The sequence below is a fragment of the Pararobbsia alpina genome, assembly GCF_965118125.1.
Taxonomy (GTDB): Bacteria; Pseudomonadota; Gammaproteobacteria; order Burkholderiales; family Burkholderiaceae; genus Pararobbsia; species Pararobbsia alpina_A.
In genome coordinates this window covers 1225516-1247675 of record NZ_OZ221288.1, presented here as the reverse complement: position 1 = coordinate 1247675, position 22160 = coordinate 1225516, and the positions used below count along the sequence as shown (strand labels likewise).

Below are 22160 nucleotides of genomic sequence, written 5' to 3'. Positions count from 1 at the left end.
CGGTGACATTGCTTAGCGAACCAATGCCCTGCGCGTTAATCGTTCGACAACGAGGGGGCTTGTGCGCGGACAGTGAGCTGGGAAACAGTGGGGATTCGCAGATTCGTCGGTGACTGGCTGCGGGTGCACGCCGTCGAACTCGTCGTTGCAGGTGTTATCGAGGTATCAACGAGGTGTCAACGAAATGGGACGACACATGGATCCTCACATCGCGAACACATCGGGTGCACCATCGGATCCGTCCTTATCGGACGAGCGGAAAAGGGCGATCGTGTCGGGCGCACCGGACATTTCCAGCAAGGCGAACGATTCAGATACATCCAGCGAGGCGCAGCCGTCGCGTCGCAAGCGCCGGGTTGCCCTGCTCAGCCGCTTTCACATCGGTCTCGCTGTCGTCGGTACCTTGTCGGCTGTCGCGGGCATCGCGATTGCCATTGATGGCGGGTTTGAATTCAACCGGACCAAGGTCTTTGCGGGTATCGGCGTGATCGTCGTATCGACCGTCTTCTATATCGTCATGATCTTCGTGCCCGACGAAGACAAGGCGTGACCCTTCTTGTCGGACATGAACTCGATCTGACCGATCGACTCGATGCGATTGCGTCCATGCTCTTTGGCTCGATACAGCGCACGGTCCGCTGCATCGATCAGTTCGTGTGCTGTGCAAAGATCCGTCGAGTCGAACACGGCGATACCGATACTGACCGTGACGACGCGCGCGACCGGCGTGTCGTTGGCGATCGCGAGCCCGGCGACGGCGGTTTGCATGCCGAGTGCAATCGCATGCGCGTGTTCGATGTCCGTCGCCGGCAGCACCGCGGCAAATTCTTCGCCGCCATAACGAGCGAGCAGCGCGCTTCCCGTGGGGATCGCCGACTGCAGCGCATGTGCGATCAGCACGAGGCACCGATCGCCGGCGAGATGTCCATGCCGGTCGTTGAGGTGCTTGAAGAAGTCGATGTCGATGAGCAGCAACGCAAGGACGTGGCGATGGCGCGTTGCGCGTACCCACTCGACCATCAGCGTCTGATCGAAATAGCGGCGATTGGCGGTGCCAGTCAGCGCATCGGTGAGCGCCATGGTTTCGAGCCGGTCGCGCGCATCACGCAGTTCGCGCTGCGTGCGGAACAAGCGGCTCTGCAGTGTCGTCGTGCGCATCGCGTAGACCACGAGCGCGGTAAACACGCCAACGGTGCCCGCGGTGAAGTGTTCGCGCATCAGCGAGACGCTGAGCACGAGCAGCGCGACCGTGTAGAACACCGGGCTGCCGTTTTCGACAACGCGTGCCAATTGTTCTTTGGCGGGCGTCGTGCCGCCATCGTCATGCGCGGCCGTGACATTCGATGCGAAGCTTGCGAGCAGCAGGAAGGGCACGTCGACGACGATATCCATCACGGCGTGCCCGTCGTGGGACACCGCCCAGTCGTTGTACACATACGCGCTGAATCCGTAGACCCACAGGAATCCGCAGAGAATCTCGTAGAAGCGGCGGTCCTTGCCGCGCGGTTGCGCGATCAAACGTAACGTCGCGGCTCCCGCGAGCACGAGATTCTCGATGTTGTACGTGAGCACGAGTGTCGATTCCGGTACCGGCGCCAACGCCGTGCCGGAAAACGGATACACCGAGAAAATGGCGATATACGTGAGATACCCGGTCATCACGGCCTGGATGCCGTCCATCCAGACAAACATCGGAATGCGGTGCTCGGCCGCCACTGAGGATGCAGCAAGCAGCAGCGGCACGCCGTAGAGGAAGTACAGAAAGTCGGAAAACCACGCGACGCTGGGCGGGAGTTGTTGATACATCTCTTCCCACGCGCTCAGCACCATGCCGCAGGTCCAGAGCAACAGGCCCAGGGCCAGCAGCATCCACGGTGCACGCGAGCCCGGTGTTTCGGTGCGCGCGCGCATGGTGCACGTAGCGCACGCAAGCGCAGGGGCGAGTACGAGAAAGACGTAACTCAACGGCGTCGCCGCGTGCGGAAACGCTGACACGCAGACCGCGTGCGCGGCGATCGTCACAATCGCCACGAGCGTAACAAGAGTGAGTTTCGGCATACGACCCACGATTCGATCCTGACGACCAGTCGGCTTAATGAATGCCATCGAATGACGACAGGTATTCAAATGCTTGTTTGCACAAACGCGGTGCATACCCAGTCTTACGGCGGTATGCGCGAAAACTTGAATACCCGTCGTGGGGTGCGGGCGTGATACCCGCTATGCGCTAGAACGAATAATTGATCGAGACGTCGGTCACGCCATTGGTCTTCGATTGCGTGATCGGGCTCTCGGCCGCGCTGCCGAGCATGCGCTTGAGCGCGCCGTCGGCGGTGACGAACCAGTTTTTGGTAATAAACCAGATGAACGTCACGCCGAAACCCGCGGACACGATGCCGGCATGGGCGTCGTACCGGCGGTATTGGGAGTTGGCGGCCTGATCCGCGTTAACCCCGAACCAGCTTTGCATATAGTTCGAATCCGCAAAACTCACTGAGGGACCGGCGAACCAATAAAAGCGCTCGGAGCTGGCGGGCATCGGCATATACGCGCCGATATCCGCGATGTAGCCGTTGGCTCCGCCGAAGCTGCGCGTGACCGCGGCACGGAACACCAGCGGGAAATCCTTGGACACGACATATTCCGCGGCGACCTTCATTTCCGGCGCTGGATTGATATTGCCGAGGCCAGCGAGATTGGGCGGGTCGTCGTGAGCACGGCGCCCGAGATCGTAGACCGCCGCGATGCTCACGCGCCAGTTCTGGCCCTGGAATACGTTGACGCCGAGCCCTTCGCCGGTCGAGAAAAACGCGAGGTCCTTGTAACGGATGTCGAGACTCGGGCCAACGAGCGTGTGATACACGTCGGCGCCTGTGTAGCGCGGCTCGAACGTCGCGCCGATCCCGACACGAATCTGCCAGTCGGCTTCGCTGCCGCGATACATTTTTTCAAGGGGAATACCGGCGGAGTACTGCCATTCACCGAGCGGAGAGGGCGTTTGCGCGTGCGCAGTGCTCAGGCCAAATGCGGCCAGGACGCAGGCAAGCGTGATCGGCACGCGACCAGAACCGTGCAGCGTGGACTTGCGGTGAAGGCGAGACGGTGACACTGATAATCCCCCGTTTCGATCACGACACAGGCCCGGAGTGCGGGTCAGCGATGCAACCCCCGGACCGCTCGCGATCGCGATTGGACAAGCAAGTAACGCCGATTGCTCAAATCCACCCACGCGCGAGCCTTATCGATGGGCCCGCTGAAACGGCAGTGCGTGACAACGATGCCCTGAACCACCCGACTCATAGTGCGCAAGCAATTGGATTGTCTACGATCGACGCTATCTGCGCTGACCGCCAGTCGTTTGTTTCCGGTCGGTGATGTGTGCGGATCGCCGATACCGGTCGTTTGTCGACTTGCGAATTGTCAGGTTCGTTAGCAATCCCCGTTCCCGGGCAGCTGCTTGCTACGTCATCGGCAGCGCGGCAAATAAAAATCCGCGCGCGCGTTCAGTCAGGGTGTACGCCCGAATCGGGCGGGTGATCCGTTCGCCATACCACCGTCGTGACGTCATCATTACTGAATTTGCGGCGACGTGCACACGACGGGGTGCGCGAACACAGTGTGGGAGCGCGGAGTTCCGTGGGCCAGTGCGGGTGTCCGAAACGACACTGGCGCCCGAAGAGGGCGCCAGTGTCAGGCAACGATAAAGCTCAGCGGTTAATCAGACCCGGGCCGGGTATAGCCTTGGCGTAGCCGCGTAGCCGTACTCAGTCGTTGCGGCCGTGGTCGTGATCATGTCCGTGGTCGCCGTCATGGCCGTTGTCATGATCGTCGTCATCCCAGCCGCGGCCGCACACCGCATTGCCGTGGTCGTCATGCTCGCGGCCGTCGTTCGCGCGCAGTTGCTGCGGAACGAAGCCCGGCAGATCCGAAGCGTCGAATGCAAACACAAAGAACTGGTTCGGATTGGCCGTGCCGCTCGGATGGTGCGTGTCGGTGATCGTGCCCAGGAAGTCGTTATCGTTCGCGATAAACAGCGTGTGCTTCTTCTTGCCGTCGATCTTGACGTCATAACCGAACGCCAGGCTCTCGAGCTTCGCCGGGATATTGTCGGTCGTGAAGCCGTGCGCGGTCAGCACCGCGACGATGTCGAGGAACAGCGTCTTCTGCACTGCGTACGGTGCGAGCCCGGCCTGGCCGACTGCCTGACTCACGTCCTGCGCGTTCGCGAGGTCGATATGGAACACCTTCTTGAACGACGCCGTCGAGTCGTCGCCAAGGCCGTTGCCGTCGCGCTCGTCCACAAGCAGTTCGTGATCGTTGACGGCGGTGATTTCGCTGATCGTCGGGTACTTCGGCTTCGCCGTCGTGCCGATGTTCGTCAGCGGGTAGGCGAACTGCTGCGTCTTGCCGGTGCGCAGGTCCACACGCAGGATGCGCGTATAGCCGCCGTTCGTGCCGCCGTCCTGAAGCAGCGGGCTTTGCATGCCGCCGTACAGCGTCTTGCCATCCGGCGTGATCGCGAGGCCTTCCATGCCCTTGTTCGCGACGCGTCCCGACGTGTTCTGTGCAATTTCCGTATTGCCGACGGGGCTCAGCAGCGAGACGGCAAACGAATCGGGCACCTTGATCACCTGAATGCGGCGACCCGTGTCACGGTCGAAGCGATAGATATAGGGGCCGTACTCGTCCGAGATGTAGACGCTGTCGCCATCGTTCGCGACGCGAATGCTTTCCGGATCGAGACGCGCGTCAAGCGGGTTCGTCGAGAGCTTGGCCGGGTCGAAATTGTCCGAGCGGCCCGTGAAATAGTGCGTGTGGTTCTTACGGTTCAGCGCAGGCTCGCCGCTCGGCACGCCAAACGCGGCGCCCGAACCGTAGACGAGCGGGTCGGACGTGTGGAGCAGCGTCGTGGCGCGCAGTTCCGGCGTCAGCGTAAAGGGCAGTGCAGCGTGCTTGGGGGCCGTGCTCAGGTGCAGACGCAGCGTCTGGAATCGATTGATATAGGAGGCCGTATCGTCGATTGCCGAATTGAACGGCACGGCGTTCGGGCCGCGGTCCGGGACCGCGAGGAAGGTTTCGCAGCCGGCGTAAGTCATGCCGGAACCGATGCCGCCGAACAGATTGCCTGCGACGCCGTTTTCGAGCGTGCCGGCGGTTTCGCGCGAGCGATCAGCGATGGTGCCGCTGAGTTGTCCCGTGGCGATCAGGTCGACACCGGCGTGTGCGGATGAAGCAAGGACGAGCATTGCGATGGCGCTCAGGCCAACGCGACGAAATTGCAGCATGGTCAATCTCCTGTGCTTGTTCAGACTTATGGACCGGCTCTGCGCATCTGCCTCTGTTTCAACTTTGGCATCTGCTTTCAATTGCCCGGCAATCGTCTGTCATTGGTATTTCATGCACATGACAGATTGCTTTCCAGTCCTGATGTGGCACAGCGCACAGACTTTCCGATGCTAGTTCGCTTCGACCTTGTACCCGTCGTTGAGCGTTTTCAAGAACGCGATGATGTCGTCGATCTCCGCGTCGGTCATCGCAGGCTTCTCGCCGAACTTGCGATCGAACGGCGCATCGGCGACATCGATATTGGCTTGATATTGCGCGGGCAGATCGTCGTATTTCTCGACCTTGCCGTTCGCATCGCGCGGATAGATCTTTTCGGGCGACGTATTGCGCAGGTTGTAGAAGTCCATGACCTGCCTGAGCGTGTGATACACGCCGTTGTGGAAATAGACCCCGCGGTCGGCCGTGTTGCGCAGCGTCGGCGTCAGGAACATGCCGCAAAACTGCGTCTGCTTGGCGACGTCCGTGCGGAACGGTCCGCACACGCCCATATCGAAGAACTTCGGATCCTTGTTCTGCGCGAGATGCGCATTGCGCGGCACGCCGAGCGCTTCGTATTGCGTATCGGTGAAGACCGGCGGTAAACCGTCAGGCGTGACCTGGCTCAAATGGCAGCCTGCGCAATTCGCCTTGTCGGGATCGTTGAACAGTTTCATGCCGTGGAGTTCGGCCTGCGTCATCCGCGCGCGGCCTTCGAGCCAGTAGTCGTACTTGCTCGTGAACGCATGAAACGACGGGTCTTCGATCTGATACCGGCTTACGGCCGACATGGCCTCGGCGATCAGCAGCTTGGGCCGGTCGAACACGTTGTCGCCAAAGAGCTGTTTGAACGTGTCGGCGTATTTCGAATGAGCGAGCTTGTTCGCGACGTCTTCCTCGCTCGTATTGGCCATTTCGACGGGGCTCAGCATCGGGCCGAAGGCCTGCGCCTGGAGCGTGTCCGCGCGACCGTCCCAGAACAATCCGCCTTGCGGCACGATATTGGGTGCGGCGGTCGCCGAACCGGCTGTCTTCTGCTGGCGCGGCACGCCCTGCGCGGCCGCGGCTTCCTGGTCGAGGTTAGGTGCGGCGTCGTTGTCGTTGAGATCCGGGCCGATGCTGAACGCGGTCTGCCGATACAGATAGGTCAGCGAGGGCGGCGGCCGATAGCCCTCGTCCTTCATGTGCGGCCCGCCGAGCTGGACCGACAGGTTATTCGGGGGACCATACGAATGCGCCGGGCTGTGGCACGTGGCGCACGATTGCTGACCGGACGCGGAGAGCGATGTGTCGAAGAACACTTGCTTGCCGAGTTCGGCCAGCGCGCTAAGCGGCGCGACCGGTGGCCGATCGAAGTGGACCGGGCGGGGATTCGCGCCCGTGAGGTCTTCGACGAGCAGGCCGATGCTGATGGGCATCCGCTCCGGGTATCGCAATGCGTACGCGGCGAGCACCAGCAGCACGAACAGGATGCCCGCTGCACCCCAGACGAGCATCTGTCGCAACGCGCGACGCCGGCGCTCGGGGTCGAGATCGTTATCGTTCTTGGTCGGGCGATGCGGAGGCAGAGCAGCGTTCGGTGAGAGGCTCATGTTCGCGGTCGAATTGTTGGCATGCCGTGAACGCGAATTGCAGCAGCGAAGTGTGAACGTTCCGAGTCAATGATTTACCAGAAGCTTTCAAAATTGGCATTCCTTAGCGTGCTATCCGTTGCACGGGATAGCACGATCGAGGTCCGGCGCGGCAGAGCACGGAAATCGCCTGATTTTCTGGCGTCAGGCATTGTGTAAGGAAATGTAAATGGCACGTCTAGCGCCACTCCGGCGCGTCGGAGCCGAGCTTGCGCGCCGGAAGCGGCCAATGCATCGGCGTGGCGTCGATTGACACCGCGGGCCGCAATCGCAGGGCAGGCCCCCAGGAGGTGTGCTCGACGTCGGGATCTAAGTCGGTGGCGTCGGCCGACCGAATCACCGCGTGATCCGTGTTGGCCGATGCGGATCCGTCGAGGCTGGCTTGTGCGCCGTTGGCCGCCGCATCGAAGTTCGGCGGGTAGTCGACAAGCAGACGCGCGGTCCGCGCGAGTGACGCGCGCGCGGTCGTCGGCCGGCCCGCGGTAAGACGCTCGGTCAGGCCGCGGATGGCTGCCGCCGCCATCAGATATCCGGTCGCATGATCGATCGCCTGCAACGGAAGCGGCACGGGTTTGTCGACGCGCGTCGCCCGCATGCCCGCATCGGCAATGCCGGTACTCATCTGGATCAGGCTGTCGAAGCCGCGGCGTGCATGCCATGGCCCGCTCCATCCATACGCGTCGAGCGAGACATCCACGATCGACGGATTCAATTCACGGCGGCGCGCTTCGCCGAAGCCGAGGCGTTCGAGCGCATCGGGCCGGTACCCGTGAACGAACACGTCGGCGCTACGGAGCAACTGCTCGAGCCTGCCGAGACCGTCGGCCGACTTGAGGTCGAGTCGTGCACAGCGCTTGCCGAGCACGACGTCAGGGATCGTGCTGGCCTCGTCCCAGCCGGGCGGATCGATGCGCAGCACATCGGCGCCAAAGCCGGCGAGAAAGCGGGTGGCGACCGGCCCCGCGAGAATCCGCGTGAGATCGAGCACGCGCACGCCCGCAAGCGGCCGCGCGCGGGTTGCATGGGGCAGAAGCACGGGGTCGACGTGCGGGCGATGCTCGCGCGCGAGTACGGGCTCAAGCGCGACCGCTTCACCTTGAGGGTGCGCATGCCACTGCTCGATCGAACGCATCGCGGCCGCACAGCCTCCGCGTGCGACGACCGCCGCTTCGAGTTCGTTCGCTTTCCACTGCGCCACTGCGTGTGCAACGGCATCGCGCTCGGCGGTCACACCCAGCACGGCGAGGGCGGCCGCGCGGTGATGTGGGGCATTCGTATGCAGGCGTATCCACCCGTCAGCCGCCCGATAGTCGCCTGCGACCGTGTCCCACAGCGGCGGCACGGACCAGCCTTGTGCCTGCAACGAGACGCCGAACCAGAGCGAGGCAAGCCTGCGGTCGACTTCAACGGCCGGCACTCGCCCCGTCTCGACTGAGACCAGTTCGGCAATGGCCAGACTGGCCGCCCCCATCGCTGCGACAGCAAAGTCTGTTACCGGAAAGACTGAAGGAAGTGCGCCTTCTCCGGTTACAGATAAGCGATTCATATGCGAAGCGTCACCGCCGGTCGCGCGCCAGAACGCATCGAGGTAATGTTCAAAAGGGGCTTCGTTGCCCTTGGAAGCCTGTACGGGCTTGCCTTGGAGCAGGGTTTCGTCGTGCGGCATGATCGACCTCGGATGACTTGGGGCGACCACAAGAATAGGCTCACGACCTGGCGTGTCAATGTTGATTCTTTGAATCAATATGTCATCGATGCGATCGGAGCGTATCGTATCGACAAAACGGTGTCCTCTGGAGCTCACAAGAACATGAACGAATACGAACTCAGCGGCATGGTCTTCGCCATCGCAGGAGGCTCTGGAAGCGCATGGGTGTCGCGGTCGTTTGCTCAGGCCCTGACCGGGGCGACGATCCCGGCCGAACGGCGCGTCTGAGCGAGGCGGACATGGACACTCTGCACAATATGCGGATCTTCGCGCGCGTCGTCGAAGCGGGCGGTTTCACGGCTGCGGCGATCCAGATGGACGTGACGACCGCACATGCGTCGCGCGCGATCTCCGAGCTTGAAGCGCATCTGCGCACGCGCTTGCTGAACCGAACGACGCGTCGTATTGCACTGACCGACGCGGGCGAACGCTACCTTGCACGCTGCATCCAGATCCTCAATGACGTCGATTCCGCAGAGTCGGAAGCGAGTGATGCGCACGCGACACCGACCGGACGCCTGCGCGTGCATTCGATGGCGGGTTTCGGCATTCACTACGTCGTGCCGATGATCGAGCGATATCAGGCGCGCTATCCCTCCGTGCAGGTCGATCTGACGCTGGCGCAGCGCATCCCGGATCTGCTCGAAGAGGGCTTCGACGTATCGATCGTGGCATCGATTGCGCTCGAGGACTCGGGCTTTGTCGCTCAGCGTCTCGGCAGTCTCTACAGCATTGCGTGCGCAGCGCCTTCGTACCTGAAGAAACACGGCTTGCCGCAGCGGCTGAGCGATCTCGAGCATCACACCTGTCTGCAGATCGTGACGCCGGTCTGGCCACCCGATCGCTGGGTCTTTACCGATGGCGACAAGATCGAAGAGACCGTGCATCTCGGTGCGTCGCGATTCACGGTCAACGTCGCCGAGGCGATGGCCAATGCGATCCGCGCCGGCATGGGGATCGGCGTGCTGCCGATTTCATCGGCGTTGCCGTTTCTGCAGACGGGCGAGATCGTGCGCCTGTTCGCGCCATACCGGTCGCAGGAGCTGACTGTCCACGCGCTCTATGCGTCCAAACAGTATCTCGACGCGAAGATCCGCACCTGGATCGATTTTCTCAAGGACACCTTGCCTGATGTGTTCGCCGAAACCGAGGCGGCCCTTGCGGCGGCCTCGGCGAAGAGCGACTACGGCAACTCGCATCCGGGCGCGTGACCAACGGGGGCCGCATGTTCGCAGCGAGGGCAGTCGATTCACTGATGCGTATCCGTGTGGCGATCGGCGCAGCGATTGCCGCGCTCGATCGCGCACAGTTCGCACATACGTTCTGGATGGCCGCCGGCATTGCGTGTTCGGTGTGGATCGCCGACCTGTCGGGGCTCGACGGTCCGTATTGGGCGGGTATCACCGCGATGGTCGTTGCCTTGCCCGATCGCCGGAGCATGCTGCTCAAATGCGGCCATCGACTCGCAGGGACGTACGTTGGCGCAGCGATCGGGCTTGCGCTGGTGAAGCTCGTCGGGGGCTCGCTGGTTCTGTTTTGCGCTGCCACGTTCGTGGTCGTGTTCGTCGGCTTGTGGATGACGCAGGTCGCGTCGTGGCCCTATGCGTGGCGCATCGGCTCGATCACGAGCGCGATGGTGCTGACAGGCGGCGCCGTTGCGCCCGAGCACGCGCACGTGATTGCGGTGTTTCGTCCGGCCGAAGTGACGATTGGCGTCGTCACGATGGCCTTGTTTCAGCTGGCTGCCGTGTCGGTGCTGGGCGCTCCGACGGTGGCCGCGGCAGCAGCACCTGCCGCTTCAGCAGGATCTGCAGCATCGGGATCGCCCGCGACGATCACGAACATCGAGCGATTTCGCAATGCGTGCTCGCCCGCGTTTGCTGCGTGCGTGACGTTCCTGCTGTGCCGGGTGTTCGAGTTACCGGGCGGGGCGCAAAGTGTGATCTCCGTGTGTGCACTTGCGCTGACCGGGCCCCTCGAGAAGGTCGAGCGCAAGGCCGCACAGCGTTTGCTCGGCGCGGCTCTCGGCGCCGTGGCTGGCCTCGCGGTCGCACTGGGCCTCGGATTCGAACATGCGGGCGTGGCCGCAACGGTCACGTATTGGGCGGTCATGGTCGCGGTTGCGTGGTGCCTTTCCGTGCTCAATCGCGGGCCGGCCGATTGCGCTTATCTCGGCTTGCAGGCCGAGATTACGTTTCTCGTCGTCTGTGCGCAGACATCGAAGCCTTCAGCAAGCTTTGAATCAGGTTTCACGCGGCTTGAAGGCGTGTTGATCGGCGTCGCGGTGTTCTATGCGATTGAGGCGTTGCTCAACATCATCGTCGCACGGCTGCACAAATCGCCGACGGCCGGTGGACGCGTGTGATCGACCCACGTGATCGGGCCTGAGATCGCTCCATCAGATCGATCCATGCGACCGACCCATGCAATCACCCCATGCAATCACCCCATGCAATGACCTTTGCAATCGACCAATCCGATTGACCAATCTTTGTGTCGATTCAATAATCCGGGATCGCCTGACCGGCGAAGCCGAATGATCGCGCAATACGGTGAGGCGATCACGAAACCCGCATAAATCCAGTACGGAATATGCATTTTGTAGCGCCTCACAACAGCCTCACGACAATAAGCGATCCCATGAAACAGACTAAGGCGGTGCTGGCCGTCGCGCTTGCGACGACACTCCTGTGCGCAGCTCAAACGACATGGTCGGCGGAGGGGCCGCCTGTCGCTCCGGTCCGTCCCGTGACCGATACGTATTTCGGCGTCAAGGTCGTCGATAACTATCGCTACATGGAGAACCTGACGGATCCGGGCGTGCAGACCTGGATGAAGGGGCAGGCTTCGTATTCGCGCAAGGTGCTCGATGCCATACCGGGCCGCGCTGCGCTCGCGCAGCGCATCCAGGCACTCTCGAGCAGCGACGATCGCCGCTTTGAATTCGCGCGTCGCGGTGATCGTGTGTTTTACGAAGTTCTGACTTCAGGCGCCAACCTGCCGAAGCTCGCGTATCGCGACGGCCTTCAAGGCGAGGAACATATCCTTGTCGACCCGGCCAAGCTGGCCAAGGACAGCGCACACCACTTCGCTCTCGACTGGTTCTCGCCGTCGTGGGACGGGCGCTATGTCGCCTATGGCGTGTCGGAAGGCGGTTCCGAAAAGAGCGTGCTGCATGTGGTCGATCTGAAGACCGGGAGCGAACTGGCCGAGTCGATCGACCGCGCGAGCGACAGCATCGTGTCGTGGCGCAAGGACAATCAGTCGTTCTTCTATCTGCGCTACCCGAAGACGGGGCCCGATACGCCGCCGAGTCAGACCGAATACAACGCGGTGACGCTGCTCCACGTGCTGGGGCAACACACGGATGGTGAAGGCGACGAAGCCGTCTTTGGTCGCGGCGTGTCGGCCAATCTCGATGTGCCTGAAGGCCAGGGCACGTATGTGCTGTTGTCGCCCGACTCGCCGTATGCGATCGCGGTGGCGAACCGCAATATGGATGAGTCGCCGAACAGCTTCTACGTCGTGCCGGTCGATCAGATACACGGCGCCTCGACGCCGTGGCAGAAGCTGGCCGATCCCGAAGACGGCATCACGGACGTGCAGGCACATGGCGATCGACTCTACATTCAGTCGGAGAAGGGCGCGTCGCGATTCAAGGTCGTTGCCACGTCGGCCGTGCATCCGGATCTTGCGCATGCCAATGTCATCGTGCCCGAAGGCAAGAACGTGATCGATACGTTCTCGATCGCGAGCGATGCACTTTATGTGAGCGAGCGCGCAGGTGCACGCTTCGAATTGCACCGTGTGTCGTTCGACGGCAAGACCGATACGAATGTCGAATTGCCGTTTGACGGTGCGATTTCGCACGTGACAACGGATCGGCAACTGCCGGGCGCACTGTTCGGTCTGCAAAGCTGGGTCAAGTCGCCGCGTGAAATCGCATTCGACCCGGCGAGTGGCAAGGCCGTCGATACGGGGATGAATCCGCCGGCGAAGACCGAGTCGAGCGATATCGAATCGCATGAGGAATTTGCGACGAGCTATGACGGCACACTCGTTCCGGTGTCGATCATCGCTAAGAAGGGCATCAAGCGCGACGGCTCGCACCCGACGATCGTGTTCGGCTACGGTAGCTATGGCTTGTCGATGGATGCGTTCTATCGTCCGGCGTGGCAAGCGTGGATCGATCAGGGCGGTATCGTCGCCGTGTCGCATATGCGCGGCGGCGGTGAATACGGCGATGCGTGGCATCGTGCGGGTCAGAAGCTTACGAAGACCAATACGATTCTCGACTTCATGGCGTCGGCGCAATACCTGATCGACGAGCACTACACGCAGTCGAAATTGCTCGCAGCCAATAGCGCGAGCGCGGGCGGCATCGTAATGGGCGGGGCCATCACCTTGAATCCGGGCCTGTTCCGTGTGGTGCTCGACGATGTCGGCATGTCGGATACGCTGCGCGCGGAAACGGAACCCAACGGTCCGCCGAACGTGCCGGAGTTCGGCTCGACGTCGACCGAGGATGGTTTTCATGGCCTCTATGCGATGAGCGGGTATGACCACGTGCACGATGCCACGCCGTATCCGGCCATCATGTTCACGACCGGCGCGAACGACCCGCGTGTGGCGCCCTGGCACATGATGAAGATGGCCGCGCGCGTGCAAGCCGCGTCGGACAGCGGACGTCCGGTGCTGCTGCGTATCGATTACGACGCAGGGCACGGCATGGGTTCGAGCGTCTCGCAACGCTCGAATCAGCTCGCGGACGAGTGGGCGTTTGCGCTCTGGCAGATGGGTGAGCCGGCGTTCCAGCCGAAACACTAGGCGCCAGGGTCCCGGATCTCGGCCATTGGCCGGGGTCCAGGCATTGCGCGGCAGCGTCGCCAAGAAACTTCAAATTCCCTGTTGACGGTTGTGCTCCGTTCGTGGATTCATTGCGAACGGAGCACGTGTGCCGACATGTCGTCGCACCGTCATACCGGGATTGGAGCGGCTGCCATGGTGGAATTCTCGACGTTGGGTACGTTTGTTGTCGTCGTGCTGGGGTTGTTTCTGATTCCCGGCCCGGCCGTGTTGCTCGTGTTAACGCGTACCGTTCAGGGCGGTCGAAAGACCGGGATCATGACGGGACTGGGGGTGGCGACCGGCGATTTCGTCCACACGATGTGCGCGGCGATCGGCCTGTCCGCGGTGCTGATGACCTCCGCGTTCGCCTTCTCGATTGTCAAATACGTCGGCGCGGCCTATCTCGTGTATCTCGGCGTTCGGGCGATTCTCGAGAAGCCGGCCAAGCCTGCAACGACGTCATCGCCGGCAACGTCTGCCATGTCGGGCACCCCGGCATCGGCCGAAGTCTTGTCGCAAGGCGTGGCACTCAATGGCAAGCCGGCGGGTGTGTCGCCGCTCAAAGCCTACCTGCAGGCGATTCCCGCCGAAGTCCTCAATCCGAAGACCGCGCTCTTCTTCCTGGCCTTCTTGCCGCAGTTCGTGCGGCCGGAGCAGGGCTCGACGCTCTCGCAGTTTCTGACGCTGGGTCTGGTGTTCGTCGCGATGAGCGCCGCTTATACGACGTTGCTTGTGCTGTCGATCCGCCCGCTAGGACGCATCGTCAAGCGGCTGTCGTGGCTCAGCCGCTGGCAAGGCAAGATCATCGGAACGATCTTTATTTCACTCGGACTCAAGGTCGCGGCTCAACACCGCTGATTGTCAGGCGGCGACCCGGAACACGGAAACGGCTTCGCTCAATCGCGTGGCCTGCTCTTCAAGCGAATGAGTAGCTGCAGCCGCCTGTTCAACGAGCGCCGCGTTTTGCTGGGTCACCGCATCCATCTGCTGAACGCTGTGACCGACTTGCTCGATGCCGCTGCGTTGCTGTGCGCTTGCGGCAGCGATCTCGCCCATGATGTCGGTGACCTGTTTGACCGCGCGTACGATCTCGGACATCGTTTCGCCGGCCCTCTGCGCGCCTGAGCTACCCGCGTCCACATTCGTTGCCGCACCGTCGATCAGCGCCTTGATTTCCTTCGCGGCCGTCGCGCTGCGTTGCGCGAGCGTGCGCACTTCCGAAGCAACGACCGCGAAGCCGCGGCCGCTTTCACCGGCGCGTGCAGCTTCGACTGCCGCGTTCAGCGCAAGAATATTCGTCTGAAAGGCGATGCCTTCGATGACCGCGATGATGTCGACCATTTGCGACGAGCTTGTCGCGATCTGCTTCATCGTGGCGACGACGGCGCTCACCGCATCGCCACCGCGTCCCGCCGTTTCCGAGGCTTCCACGGCGAGGCGGCTCGCCAGCACGGCGTTATCCGTATTGTGTTTGACCGCTGCGGTGAGCTCTTCCATGCTCGAGGCCGTGGTTTGCAGCGATGCGGCTTGCTCTTCGGTGCGTGACGACAAATCCGTGTGACCGCCGGCGAGTTCGTGAACGCCCGTTTCGATCGAGTTCGTCCCCGAACGCACGACGGCAACGATATCCGCAAGGCTCGTACGCATCGCACGAATCGCGTTGAACAGGTCGCCGATTTCGTTGGTCGATTCGTAAGCGATCCGGCTTGTCAGATCACCGCGTGCAACCAGCGTGAGTTCCGAAATCGCGTTGTCGAGCGGCTGCACGACCGCGCTGCTGACGATGCGGTACGACACGCCGACAATCACGATCGCGATGACCAGCGCGCCGACCACCACGCCGAGGAGCATCGAATATTGCGTGCTGCGTTGCGCTTCGATGTCGGCCTTATCCTTGTTCATCGCCTTGAAGAACGCTTCAGCCGCCTTGCCGAAGGCCTGGCTGGTGTCGGTCATCTGATGCTCGTTCGTGTCGGCATAGCGTTGTGCGTCGCCGGCCTTCATGGCATCGAACAGTGCCGTCAGTGCGTCGCTGTGGGCATGGAATGTCGATGCGACGTCTTCGCCGGCATGCTTGCCGAAGCCATCGCGCTTCGGTACTGCATCAAAGTCAGCAAATGATTTTTGGGCTTGAGCGTAAAAACCTTGAGCCGACGCGTAGGCGGCATCGCGATCCTTCGCTTTGCCGTCGTTGCCCATTGCGATATAGGCACGCGCGAGCGCGCTGCGTGCCTTCAGGTTGTTGATATAGACATCCTTGAGGTAGACGACCGACTGGTTGTCAACCTGAAGCTGGCTGGCGAGATCGTTGTTCGAACGCAGCGACACGATGCCAAGCAGTCCGACAATCAGCGTCACCAGGGCAGACAAGCCCAGCACCGCCGCGATACCCACGCGGACGGGGAAATTCCTCACCTTCATGTTTGTCCTCAGATACTCGGTCTACAGCCCGCAGGGAGCGCGCATGGCTCCCGATCTGACGAGATATCGGCACAAACTGTCATGAACTTGAAAAAACTTCTGGATTTTTCTGATTGCTTTTTCAGAAATTCTTCAAACCGGTGCGGGCCCACGTCGCTCCGCTTCCCTGCGTTCATCGGCCTCATTACTTTCATCCGTGAAGCTCAACACCTGCACATTCAGACTGTGTTCCATCCAGAACATGCCATTGAGCCGCTGCTGCATGATTTCGAGTGTCAGCAGGCTGGCGTCCTTGATCTCGACGAGTGCGGCAGGGTGCGGCTCGCCTTCGTCAAGAATATGGACGCTTTCTGTGGGCGCGCCCGTATATTTTTGAATGAGTTCCGAAATGGATTGCTTTGTGACGCCGTGTGTCAGATTGCCGATCCAGAGTTTCATGATGTTTGATTCCCTGTGTAGTGACACCGGTCGCAACCACGCGCGGCGATGTCGGGTGAGCTGAATACCGGACGCTCAGGCGTCTTCGAGTGTGATGATGATCCCTTGCGTATTTGACTCGTTCGTGATGCGCCAGCAATTACTCGTTCATGATGCTCAGGCCGCCGTCGACATAGATGGTATTGCCGGTCATGCGCCGCGCGTAGGGCGTGGCGAGGTAAGCGCACGCAAATCCGACATCCATGATGTCGACCATCTCGCCAATCGGTGCACGCGCGGCGGCTTCGTTCAGCAACAGGTCGAAATCCTTGAGCCCCGATGCAGCACGCGTCTTGAGCGGCCCTGGTGAAATCGGATGTACGCGGATGCCTTTCGGGCCGAGTTCGTGAGCGAGATACCGGCACGTCGCTTCGAGCGCAGCCTTGACCGGGCCCATCAGATCGTAGTTCGGCACGACGCGCGTCGCGCCGAGATAGCTCATCGCAAACATCGACCCGCCTTCGTCCATCAAGGGCGCCGCGAGGCGCGCCATGCGAATGAACGAATGACATGAGATGTCCATCGCCATCGAAAACCCTGCCGCCGAGCTGTTGAGCAATCCACCCTGCAGATCTTCCTTGGGGGCGAACGCGATGGAGTGGATCACCGTATCGAGCCGTCCCCAGTGGGACCGAACCACGTCGAACACCGCCTCGAGTTCGCCGGGCTTTGACACATCCAACGGTACGAGTATCGGTGCGTCGAGCGCCTGCGCGAGCGGTTCGACGTAGGCCTTGGCCTTATCGTTGAGATACGTGATGGCGAGTTCCGCGCCAAGCTCGCGAAACGCGCATGCGCATCCGTAGGCGATCGAATGCTCGTTGGCAATGCCGACGATCAGGGCCTTGCGTCCCGCGAGCGGGGGCGTTGGCGTATCCATATTCAGCGCTCCAGTCGATCCAGGGTGTGCTGCGCAATCATCAACTCTTCATTGGTCGGGATCACCCACACGTCGATGCTGCTATCGGGGCCGCTGATCCGCGGTCCATTGCTCCGGTTGGCGTCGGCGTCGATGCGTACCCCGAGCCACCGTGACAGCTCGCACACACGTGCGCGCACAGGCGGCGCATTTTCTCCAATGCCCGCGGTAAATACGATCGCGTCGAGACCGCCGAGTGCGGCGGCCAGCGACCCCAGCTCTCGCGATATCCGATAGCAAAACAATTCGACGGCCTCCCTCGCGGAAGCCGCGTCGCTGTCGAGCAAAGTCCGCATATCGCTCGCAATGCCAGATACGCCAAGCAACCCCGAGCGCTTATAGAGCAGATCGGCAATCGCGCGGCTGTCCATCTTCGCTTCATCGAGCATCCACAGCACGACGCCCGGATCGAGACTGCCAGAACGTGTGCCCATCGGAATGCCTTCGACGGCGGTGAACCCCATGGTGCTCGCGACGCTCTTGCCGTTCAACATCGCCGTCATGCTCGCGCCGTTACCCAGATGCAGCGCTACCGTTCTGCCCGTTGCTGCTTTGTGGTCGTAGTCGGGCAATACGCGTGCAATGTATTCGTAGGAGAGGCCATGGAAGCCATAGCGCCGCACGCCTTGCTGTGTGATGTCGGGCGGCAGCGCGTATTGCGTGACGACCGGAAGCTGCGAGCTGTGGAATGCCGTATCGAAACAGGCGATCTGCGGCAGATCGGCGTTTTGCGCCGCGATGGCCTTGATCGCCGCGATATTGTGCGGCTGATGCAACGGCGCCAGCGGAATCAGTGCTTCGAGTTGTTCGATGACATGCGCATCGACACGTACGGGTGCGACATACGCCTCACCACCGTGCACGATCCGATGTCCGACGGCGAGCAGCGTTGATCCCTCACCGTGGCTGCGCAGCCAGTCGAGCAGAAATGCGATGGCCTTGTCGTGACCGAGCTTTTCGCCGGAGGGCCAATGCTTGTCGGCAATGACTTCGCCGTTGTGACGCTTGACGACGAAATGCGGGTTCTCGTAGATCTCTTCGAGCTTGCCGCTCGCGATCGGTTCGAGCTTGTGCGAGGCCACTGAAAAGGCCGAAAACTTGATGCTCGACGAACCAGCGTTGATGACAAGTATGGCGTCCATGTGTGCATATCGCGCTTATCGGAAGTTGGCGTTGTGCGATCGGGTTCGGTTTTCCGGTTGTTTGCGACGCACCATCGTATCGGGCTCACTCGATCGCTTCAGATCGGCGCAGGCTGAGCGACTGCCTCGGTGGCCATTGCCGGTTTGACGATGGCGGCTGAAGGTGTGCGTTTTGCCAGTGCGACCAACGCTGCCACTGCGCAAGAAGCGAGCCGCGTGATGATCGAGTCGGCGCGACTCGTCAAAATGATCGGCACGCGTGCGCCGAGCACGATGCCCGCAGCATCGGCACCCGCGAGAAACGACAGGCTTTTGGCAAGCACGTTACCTGCCTCGAGATCGGGCACGACGAGCACGTTCGCACGGCCTGCGACGTCGGAAACAATGTGTTTGATTCGCGCGGCGTCTTCGCTGATCGCGTTGTCGAGCGCGAGGGGGCCATCCAGCGTGGCACCGACGATCTGACCGCGATCGGCCATCTTGCAGAGCGCTGCCGCGTCGAGCGTTGATGGCACCTTGGCGTTGATGGTCTCCATCGCCGACAGGATGGCGACACGCACGGAAGGAAAATCGAGCGCATGGGCGAGATCGATCGCGTTTTGCACGATGTCGCGCTTGTCGTCGAGTGTCGGCGCGATATTGATCGCCGCGTCGGTGATGATCAACGCCTCGGCGCGCCCGGGCACATCCATGATGAAGCAGTGGCTGATACGTCGCTCGGTGCGCAGGCCGGCTTCGCGTGCGACGACCTCGCCCATCAGCTCGTCGGTGTGCAGCGAGCCTTTCATCAGGGCCTCGGCCTTGCCTTCGTGCACGAGGCGCACGGCAAGTGCTGCGGCTGCATGACTGTGCGGGGCGTCGACGATCGGCAAGTCTCCGAGCTCGATGCCCCCGTCTTGCGCGGCCTTGAGGATCTTGTCACGCGGCCCGACGAGGATCGGCTCGATCAACTTCAGTTTGGCCGCTTCGACCGCGGCCTCGAGAGACTCGTAGTCACACGGGTGCGCGACGGCGACCGGCGTAGCAGGGAGCGTCGCGGCATAGGCCACGAGCCGTTCATATTTTTCGCGTGCGTGCGCCATGGTCCGGTCGCCTTCGTTGAGAGGATGTGGCTCGGGATGATTGCGTCTCGGACGCCTCGCCCTTCGATCCGGCCTTGCCGGCCGACTCGAAGAACTCGAGCACGCGTGCGAGGTCGGCTCGTTCCTGATCATCCGGTTCGAGTGTGGTCCCGAGCCGGTCAATATCGCGAGCCATCGTGCGTATGTCCTTGTGCACGGCGTTCGCGAGCAGGCTCGGCAACGCAGTGATCGCGGCCTCCGAATCGAAGCGGAGTAACGCGGCCTGCTCGCGCACCATCGATTTGTACGCGAGGATGCCGTGGTCCGAAACGTTGCCTAGTAACTCGCGCGCCAGATTGAAGCGCCGCTCGTCGGCCTCGCCATGCGCGCGACGGATGTAGAGGATCGCGCGCACGCTGGCTTCGGCAAGCCCGCCCTTCGTCATGCCGGCCCGCAAGGCCTCGTGAATCGCGTCATGCGCCTCATGAGTCCGATGCGCGGCGTCGGGCGAGTCATGCAGTCCGGGAATGCCATCGGCGCCCGCACTCGCATCGGCGAAATAACCCACGCCTGCCAGTGCTTGCAGCCATGGCTGGCTATATATCGACTCGAACGCGGCTTCGAAGCCGGCATCGCGCACATCGCGGTAATAGTCGAACGTGCTGGCGATCGCGTCCGACACGATCGTCTGCATCGCGAGAAACGGGTTGCCAGGTTCGGCAGGCATACGCCGTTCACGCACGGCACTGGCCTGCAGCGCGACGCTGCGCGCGAGGGGATTCAGATCCGACCACGACTCGAACGGAAGTCTGAGCGGATGCAGCACGCTCGAGACCTGCGCAAACCACGGCGAAGCTGCGGAGCGGACCCATGGCTGTACGAACGCCTGATACAGACCCAGATTGCGCTCGGACACAAAGGCCGCCGTGGCGAAGCGCTTGTCGCTCTCGGCATCGTGGGCCACGATCGCGCGGACGTCGTCGAGATGACGCCGCGAAATCGACAGCACGTGATCGCCTTCGACGAGTTCGACATGCGACGTCGATTCGGTTTTCGCGCCCATATGCGCTTCGTACAACCCCGCCGGCAACAGGTCGATCAGATCGATATTGCTGACGAATTCGCGATGTTCCTTGCGTCCCGTGCTGCTCGACACAAAGATGCCGAGGTGGCCGATGTTCTCGTGTGTCGCGTAGACGATCGTGCGGTCGTGATCGAAGATCGCGTCGTCGTCTTCATAGAGGTCGGTGATCCATCCGAGCGCCTGCGGCGGGGGCGTGATGTTGTCGCCATACGAGCAGAACACGACGATCGGAGAGCGGATATCGCGCAGGTCCAGGCGCGTGCCATCGGATAGAACGATCTGGTTTCGCGTCAGCTTGTTGCCGACGAACAGATTGTCGGCAATGTATTGCATCTCGACGGCGTTCAGGTAGACGTGGCCGCCCCAATATTTTTCGAAGCCCAGATACCGGGGTGCTTCGGTGTCGATGTCCGCGTAAAGGTTGTACTGCTTCTCCCAGAGCGTGTTCGCGGGGTTCAGGTTCTCGAAGTTCTGAACGAGCCATGCGCCATCGAAACGACCATTGCCCAGGTCGCCGGTCAGTGCCGTCATCCATGTGCCGCCGAGCAGACCACCGGTATAGCGCATCGGATTCTTGCCGCGCCAGCCTGCCCAGTACGACAGCGGGGCGCCCGCAATGATGATCGGCCCGAAGAGGTCCGGGCGCATCGCGGCGGTCATCATGACTTGCCAGCCGGCCTGGCAATTGCCGATCACGGCGGGTCGGGCCGGACTGTCGGGATGCAGCTCGATGACCTTTTCCATAAAGGTCGCCTCGGCACGCATGACATCTTCGACCGTCTGGCCCGGCACGGGGTCGGGAAGAAAGCCGACGAAATAGCATGGGTGCCCGGCGCGCAGCGCGGCGCCGATTTCACTATCGCGCTTGAAGCCGCCGATACCGGGTCCGTGGCCGGCGCGCGGATCGAACACGACGAAAGGACGCTTGCGGCCCGGGTCGTTTTCAAGCGGGGGATCGGGCATCAGGTCGGTCGGCGCAACGATGCGCACCAGCCCGTAGTTGACGGGCCGAGGCAGCGTGCGGCCGTCCAGGACCAGTTCCGCGTTGAAATCGAGCACATTCGGCGCGCGTTCAGCGAGGTGCGTGCGGTACTGATTGCCGCGCTCGCGCATCACGTCGGCGTACAACACGGCGCGCTGCCATGTGTCGATGCCATAGGCCACGGCTGCCGACCACGGCGTTTGCACCCAGGTGGCCGGCGAGGGCGTCGCGGGCTCGCCGTCTGCTTCCGCGAAGGAGACCGGAAACCAGGGCTGCAACGTGGTTTGCAGCGTCGCGCGGAGTGTCGGAGCGAGGCTCGGCGAAAGCGCGGCCCCAAGAGTCGATCGCAGCGACTCTTGCAACGGGGCAGCGAACGCCGCGGCGAGCGTCGACTGCAACGGGAAATCGAAGAAGGGTGCAAGCGGGAAGGCGGGCAACATCGACGCGGGCGGCGAGTCGACGGCCGCGGGCGAATCGATCGATTCAATATGACCCGGCGTCAGCGTCGTGGTGGTGTCGACATCGCCGGATTGGGCAGAGGCGTTCATAGGCGGGTACGCTCCAT

17 protein-coding genes are annotated in these 22160 nt (G+C 62.0%); 6 read left to right on the top strand and 11 right to left on the bottom strand.

What is annotated here, in order from left to right; genetic code table 11:
- Window positions 1–196 precede the first annotated feature (196 nt).
- On the top strand, window positions 197–550 hold the full coding sequence (locus ACMFWR_RS23655; RefSeq protein ID WP_413197121.1) for a hypothetical protein: 354 nt from the start codon (window positions 197–199) through the stop codon (window positions 548–550).
- Here the strand turns inward: ACMFWR_RS23655 and ACMFWR_RS23650 are convergent.
- The 5 genes from ACMFWR_RS23650 to ACMFWR_RS23630 all read right to left on the bottom strand — a co-directional run bounded on the left by ACMFWR_RS23650 (window position 508) and on the right by ACMFWR_RS23630 (window position 8499).
- Window positions 508–2058 carry a GGDEF domain-containing protein gene (locus ACMFWR_RS23650; RefSeq protein ID WP_413197120.1) on the bottom strand — a complete coding sequence of 517 codons (1551 nt, stop codon included), beginning with the start codon at window positions 2056–2058 and terminating at the stop codon, window positions 508–510. The two genes, ACMFWR_RS23655 and ACMFWR_RS23650, sit on opposite strands and share 43 nt — an antisense overlap.
- A 169-nt stretch (window positions 2059–2227) precedes the next feature.
- Window positions 2228–3058 carry a MipA/OmpV family protein gene (locus tag ACMFWR_RS23645; RefSeq protein WP_413197119.1) on the bottom strand — a complete coding sequence of 277 codons (831 nt, stop codon included), beginning with the start codon at window positions 3056–3058 and terminating at the stop codon, window positions 2228–2230.
- 706 nt (window positions 3059–3764) lie between these two features.
- A complete protein-coding gene (locus ACMFWR_RS23640; protein ID WP_413197118.1) occupies window positions 3765–5285 on the bottom strand; it encodes an esterase-like activity of phytase family protein in 1521 nt (506 codons plus the stop codon).
- A 171-nt stretch (window positions 5286–5456) separates the two neighbouring features.
- A complete protein-coding gene (locus ACMFWR_RS23635) occupies window positions 5457–6914 on the bottom strand; it encodes a cytochrome-c peroxidase (RefSeq protein ID WP_413197117.1) in 1458 nt (485 codons plus the stop codon).
- A gap of 217 nt (window positions 6915–7131) precedes the next feature.
- Complete coding sequence (locus tag ACMFWR_RS23630) at window positions 7132–8499, bottom strand: CoA transferase (RefSeq protein ID WP_413197333.1); 1368 nt, start codon at window positions 8497–8499, stop codon at window positions 7132–7134.
- Between the two features lie 132 nt (window positions 8500–8631).
- Here ACMFWR_RS23630 and ACMFWR_RS23625 point away from each other — a divergent pair, with 132 nt between their 5' ends.
- The 5 genes from ACMFWR_RS23625 to ACMFWR_RS23605 all read left to right on the top strand — a co-directional run bounded on the left by ACMFWR_RS23625 (window position 8632) and on the right by ACMFWR_RS23605 (window position 14367).
- On the top strand, window positions 8632–8889 hold the full coding sequence (locus ACMFWR_RS23625) for a hypothetical protein (protein ID WP_413197116.1): 258 nt from the start codon (window positions 8632–8634) through the stop codon (window positions 8887–8889).
- A gap of 11 nt (window positions 8890–8900) precedes the next feature.
- Window positions 8901–9872, top strand: a complete 972-nt coding sequence (locus ACMFWR_RS23620; protein WP_413197115.1) for a LysR family transcriptional regulator — start codon at window positions 8901–8903, stop codon at window positions 9870–9872.
- Window positions 9873–9916: 44 nt separating this feature from the next.
- Entirely contained in the window at window positions 9917–11026 is a 1110-nt protein-coding gene (locus ACMFWR_RS23615) for an FUSC family protein (protein WP_413197114.1), read from the top strand.
- Between the two features lie 275 nt (window positions 11027–11301).
- Window positions 11302–13488: a prolyl oligopeptidase family serine peptidase gene (locus ACMFWR_RS23610; protein ID WP_413197113.1), complete on the top strand. Its 2187-nt coding sequence runs from the start codon at window positions 11302–11304 to the stop codon at window positions 13486–13488.
- A 174-nt stretch (window positions 13489–13662) separates the two neighbouring features.
- Window positions 13663–14367 carry a LysE family translocator gene (locus ACMFWR_RS23605; RefSeq protein WP_413197112.1) on the top strand — a complete coding sequence of 235 codons (705 nt, stop codon included), beginning with the start codon at window positions 13663–13665 and terminating at the stop codon, window positions 14365–14367.
- A gap of 3 nt (window positions 14368–14370) precedes the next feature.
- Here the strand turns inward: ACMFWR_RS23605 and ACMFWR_RS23600 are convergent, their stop codons facing one another.
- The 6 genes from ACMFWR_RS23600 to ACMFWR_RS23575 all read right to left on the bottom strand — a co-directional run bounded on the left by ACMFWR_RS23600 (window position 14371) and on the right by ACMFWR_RS23575 (window position 22143).
- On the bottom strand, window positions 14371–15930 hold the full coding sequence (locus ACMFWR_RS23600) for a methyl-accepting chemotaxis protein (protein ID WP_413197111.1): 1560 nt from the start codon (window positions 15928–15930) through the stop codon (window positions 14371–14373).
- A gap of 132 nt (window positions 15931–16062) precedes the next feature.
- Entirely contained in the window at window positions 16063–16368 is a 306-nt protein-coding gene (locus ACMFWR_RS23595) for an RNA-binding protein (protein ID WP_413197110.1), read from the bottom strand.
- A gap of 139 nt (window positions 16369–16507) precedes the next feature.
- Complete coding sequence (gene fabI, locus ACMFWR_RS23590; protein ID WP_413197109.1) at window positions 16508–17287, bottom strand: enoyl-ACP reductase FabI; 780 nt, start codon at window positions 17285–17287, stop codon at window positions 16508–16510.
- Window positions 17288–17289: 2 nt separating this feature from the next.
- Window positions 17290–18468, bottom strand: a complete 1179-nt coding sequence (locus ACMFWR_RS23585) for an acetate/propionate family kinase (protein WP_413197108.1) — start codon at window positions 18466–18468, stop codon at window positions 17290–17292.
- Between the two features lie 98 nt (window positions 18469–18566).
- Window positions 18567–19550: a phosphate acetyltransferase gene (locus ACMFWR_RS23580; RefSeq protein WP_413197107.1), complete on the bottom strand. Its 984-nt coding sequence runs from the start codon at window positions 19548–19550 to the stop codon at window positions 18567–18569.
- Entirely contained in the window at window positions 19525–22143 is a 2619-nt protein-coding gene (locus tag ACMFWR_RS23575; protein ID WP_413197106.1) for a DUF3141 domain-containing protein, read from the bottom strand. The genes ACMFWR_RS23580 and ACMFWR_RS23575 overlap by 26 nt, the downstream gene beginning before the upstream one ends.
- Window positions 22144–22160 lie beyond the last annotated feature (17 nt).